The 4416-nt window shown below is 42.2% G+C and carries 6 protein-coding genes; 5 read left to right on the forward strand and 1 reads right to left on the reverse strand.

Translation table 11 applies throughout. From position 1 onward, the window contains the following. The 5 genes from CINSTRO3249_RS13145 to CINSTRO3249_RS16780 form a co-directional block, all read left to right on the forward strand. The coding region (locus CINSTRO3249_RS13145) for a flagellar biosynthesis protein FlhF (protein ID WP_254304262.1) at positions 1 to 1360 on the forward strand (1360 nt) is incomplete at its 5' end. Between the two features lie 760 nt (positions 1361 to 2120). Continuing rightward, positions 2121 to 2393 carry a hypothetical protein gene (locus CINSTRO3249_RS17460; protein ID WP_217265401.1) on the forward strand — a complete coding sequence of 91 codons (273 nt, stop codon included), beginning with the start codon at positions 2121 to 2123 and terminating at the stop codon, positions 2391 to 2393. Next, on the forward strand, positions 2383 to 2745 hold the full coding sequence (locus tag CINSTRO3249_RS13155) for a GtrA family protein (RefSeq protein ID WP_074013600.1): 363 nt from the start codon (positions 2383 to 2385) through the stop codon (positions 2743 to 2745). The genes CINSTRO3249_RS17460 and CINSTRO3249_RS13155 overlap by 11 nt, the downstream gene beginning before the upstream one ends. Continuing rightward, a complete protein-coding gene (locus tag CINSTRO3249_RS13160; protein WP_074013601.1) occupies positions 2742 to 3662 on the forward strand; it encodes a glycosyltransferase family 2 protein in 921 nt (306 codons plus the stop codon). The genes CINSTRO3249_RS13155 and CINSTRO3249_RS13160 overlap by 4 nt, the downstream gene beginning before the upstream one ends. A gap of 2 nt (positions 3663 to 3664) precedes the next feature. After that, positions 3665 to 4294: a hypothetical protein gene (locus CINSTRO3249_RS16780; protein WP_125933196.1), complete on the forward strand. Its 630-nt coding sequence runs from the start codon at positions 3665 to 3667 to the stop codon at positions 4292 to 4294. Between the two features lie 9 nt (positions 4295 to 4303). Here the strand turns inward: CINSTRO3249_RS16780 and CINSTRO3249_RS13165 are convergent. After that, positions 4304 to 4416, reverse strand: a 113-nt coding sequence (locus tag CINSTRO3249_RS13165) for an IS1 family transposase (protein WP_044698828.1), incomplete at its 5' end; no start/stop codon positions are given.

The raw sequence follows: 4416 nt of genomic DNA on the forward strand, positions 1-4416 counted from the left end.
CATAGGTATCTACACATTTATCGTGATACCTGTTATTACTTTGCAGAATGATTTCAACCTATCTGTTGGCGGGATTGACTCTCGCCTTACCCGCCGATATCAGACGCTGGTTAAACAGCATATGACGCCCGCGGCTCTTCTTGCTTCTGCGGTTAAAGACCTCGCAAGTGCTCAAAAATCAACTTTCGCAACTACCCAAGCTGTCTGGCGTTTTCTGAATAATAAGCGAATTAGCTTCAGTCAACTCAATGAGCCAATTATTTCGCTAGCACTTGAGCAAATTTCGCTTAGCCCGCATCCATACGCTCTCGTTGTTCATGATTGGTCACGTTTACAATTTCTTTACCATCATGCCAAATACGGACGCTTAAAAATGACGCACGGTGGCGATGTTGGATATGAACTTCAAAGCAGCTTGCTGGTTGATGCTGGCACGGGTTTGCCAATAGCGCCTCTATCTCAGACACTTACCGATGCAACCGGTTGTCATTCAACGTTGGCGGAAGGACTGTCCGAACGGCAGACACATATGGACGCCTTGACGACCGATATTGCCCGTGTGGAATCGCTTAATATAGGTAAAAAGCTGATTCATATAATTGATAGAGAGGGTGACTCTATTGGACATATGCGGACGTTGAGTACTCAAGGAATATGCTGGCTTATCCGAGGAAAAGAAGGACATGGTGCAGAGTGGCAAGGTAATTCATTGAAAATTGGTGAGATTGCTGCTCTTCTGCCATACAACGGATGCGGACAGGTAGACTGGAAAGGGAAAAAAGCTGATATGGAAATCAGTGAAACCTCGATAGTCATAACCCGAGCTGCGCAGCAGAAGCGTAAAGATAAAGAAACCGGCCGCCGCATAAAAATCCAACCTGGAGAGCCTCTGACGGTCAGATTGGTTGTTGTTCGGCTTACGGATGATCTCGGTAATGTGGTGGGACGCTGGACGCTGCTTACAAACGTTTGCAGCGAGATCACCTGCGAGGAAGTAGCTCGTTGGTATTACTGGCGCTGGAATATTGAATCATTTTTTAAGTTGCTGAAAGGTGCCGGACATGACGTAGAAACATGGCTTCAGCGCAGCGCGCCAGCCGTACTACGCAGGTTGTTAATAGCCAGTATGGCTGCTGTTCTGGTATGGCGGCTGCAACGCGCTGAAGGAGAAGAAAATGCGGCAGCCCGCCAGCTGATATGTCGCTTGTCAGGACGACAGCAAAAGCGAGGCCGCAGAGAGAGCGCTCCTGCTCTGCTCGCTGGCCTATCCATCTTGTTGAATACACTAAAATTATTATCGGAATATAGTCTGGAAGAACTTACTCATTTAGCGAGAGTTGCTCTTAAGCCTCCTCCCTGATGTGTAGATACCTATGGCCTTAAGGGAGGGCTCATCCCATTGCCCGGATTTATTAGTTAAAAGAAATCGTGGAAGCAGCAAAAGTCTGGCAGCAGTAGCAAAAGTGGCGGCACTGGAAACATTGGCGGCAATGGGAACAGTGGCAGCGGTAAAAGCAGTGAAACAGTGAAAGCGGTGAAAGTCGTGAAAGTCGTGAAAGCGGTGAAAGCCGTTAAAGTCGTGAAAGCAGTGGAGGTGTTGAGCGCCTTTCTTTTTCGCTAAAAGAAGTGGCGGAGGAGTAGAGATTCGAACTCTAGAACGCTTGCGCGTCGCCGGTTTTCAAGACCGAAGTAAAATCTTTTATTTTCAATTGGTTAATTAATTACACTGGAATAAAAGGTTACATTCCATACACGAAATATCAATCATTTACGCACAATCTAGCCGAAATATTCTAAGGGTTTTCAGCCTCAAAATCCGCTATGGTAGAGGCTGAGCGACGAACCATTCGGCAACTGGTACGCAAGCGTGAGAACGTAGATAGCGTGATGGGCGAAATGGATAGCCTGCTTACTGATGCACTGACACAATGGCTCGATTGCTTTACTGGCCCTGAACTGGCAGAATCAGTCTACAGGCAGGCATTTCCGTAGCCTGATGTACTATATCGCAGAGCGGGGAAATACTTCGGATGAATCGCAATTCCTACAGCATATCGCCACCAAAGCCACTGACTACCGGGAGGATATCATGACCATTGCAGAGCAGCTTGAAGCCAAAGGTGAGCAAAGGGGCATCCCAGAAGGGCATCCAGCTCGGGCGGCAAGAAGGACGTCAAGAAGGCATCCAGCTTGGCGAGCAGAAAGGCCGGCAGGAATCCGCACGCAGTATCGCTCGCCAACTTATTACTAACGGTGTTGATCGCTCAATTGTCAAATTATCCACCGGCTTATCTGACCATGATTTGATGAGTCGAGAATTTTTCTACGCTAAATTTTCACAACCGACAGTCCCAGAGAAAGATTGGGGAAAAGGGATGTTCTGTGCCCTCTAAATTCATCAGATATACCACTATCGGTATAATCAATACAGGCATACACTGGATTATATTTTTATGCATGGTAAATATATTCAAGTATGAGCAATCAATTAGCAACTTTGTAGCATTCATATCTGCTGTTACTTTTTCTTTTTTTACCAATTCAAAGTTAACCTTCAAAAAGAGACCTACAGCAACAGGCTACATGATTTACATCGGTATTATGGGCTTTTTGAGTATCCTTTCTGGATATATAGGCGATCAATGTAATACATCGCCTATACTCACGTTAATATCATTCTCTGTGATAAGCTTGGTGATTGGTTACTTCTGTGCAAAGTACGTAGTATTTAAGGATAAGACATGAAAGTTTCTCTCATTGTCCCTGTTTTTAATGAAGAAAAATCCATACCGATCTTTTATAAGGCGGTAAGAGAGTTTCCAGAATTCAATCAATATGATGTTGAAATAGTATTCATTAATGATGGTAGTACAGACAATACCGAGAGCTTGATTGATGCCTTGGAAATATCAGACCCAATGGTTAAGGCTATCAGCTTTACTCGCAATTTTGGTAAAGAACCTGCACTTTTCGCAGGATTAGAACATGCCACTGGAGATGTAATTATACCCATTGATGTAGATTTACAAGATCCGTTAAATGTCATACCTCATATGATTGAGAAGTGGCGAGCGGGTGCTGATATTGTGCTGGCTAAACGCATTGACCGTACGACTGATGGGAAATTAAAACGAAAAACGGCAGAATGGTTTTACAAGCTACACAACAAAATCAGTAGGCCTAAAATTGAAGAGAACGTTGGTGACTTTCGCTTGATACCACGTGAAGTCGTTGAAAACATTAAGTGCTTGTCAGAGCGTAACCTTTTCATGAAAGGTTTGCTGTCATGGGTGGGAGGAAAAGTTGAAATAGTTGAATACACTCGCGCTGAGCGATTAGTTGGCTCAAGCAAGTTTAGTTGGTGGAGGTTATGGAATTTAGCTCTTGAAGGGATAACATCTTTTTCAACTATCCCTTTAAGAATGTGGACGTATATCGGTTTTGGTGTCGCTTCACTTTCTTTTCTATATGGCCTATGGATGACGGTTGACAAATTACTATTTGGTAACCCAGTCCCAGGTTATCCATCATTGATGGTGGCCATTCTATTTATTGGTGGAGTGCAATTAATCGGTATCGGAGTACTGGGTGAATATATTGGAAGAATATATATTGAAACAAAAAACAGACCTCGATATGTTATAGCTAAAAAGAGACATTAACTATGAATACATTCTCATTAAATACAAAAACATTCATAATGGTGAATGTCTTAATTTGCTTTTTCTTTTCCTGCTTTTTTGTTACCCTTCATTTCTCTGCTGATGGAGATGTTGCAAATACACCAACCACATGGAATGAAGTAAGTAAATATGGGATTTTAGCATTAAAGTACTGGGGGCGAACAACGGATAGTTGGTATCTATCTGTATACCCAATACATTATATTGTTTTTTATTTATTTGGAGCATCAATAACTATAATAAAATTTTTAGAAATTGCGCAGATATTTTCTCTATCTATAACAATCGCATTTATTTGCTACAATGAAACGAAGAACAAATTTTCTTTTTTGTTAGCTCCCATATTATCAAGCTTATCAAGCTTTGCTTTCAGTGTGGGATACATTGCCCATCCAGCATCGCATAACATTACAAATCTCTATGGTTTGTTCTGTGTTTTACTTTTTATATTTAACACAAAAAAAACTATAAATGTAAAAGATGTCCTTACTTGTTTTCTTTCAATAATTGCAGCTGTATCAGACCCTTGGTTTCTTCCTTCATATTATTTGCCATTGCTTATTTCCATTGCATATAAAGCATTTTATAAAAAAGAAAAAGATATTCGGTAATGACTCCAATTAGTAGAACATGTGTTTTTCGATGAAGGCTCCGATGACTTTTTCGTGGATCTCGACAGAGCGCGAGAAGCAAATCGTTTTACGCGCCAGTCGTTTAATGCGGGTACGGAGCG

Source organism: Candidatus Sodalis sp. SoCistrobi, assembly GCF_900143145.1.
GTDB lineage: Bacteria > Pseudomonadota > Gammaproteobacteria > Enterobacterales > Enterobacteriaceae > SoCistrobi.

Excerpts from the sequence above, each read along its gene's own strand:
- CINSTRO3249_RS13160 (WP_074013601.1), top strand. The coding sequence starts at position 2,742 with ATGAAAGTTTCTCTCATTGTCCCTGTTTTTAATGAAGAAAAATCCATA.
- CINSTRO3249_RS16780 (WP_125933196.1), top strand. The coding sequence starts at position 3,665 with ATGAATACATTCTCATTAAATACAAAAACATTCATAATGGTGAATGTC.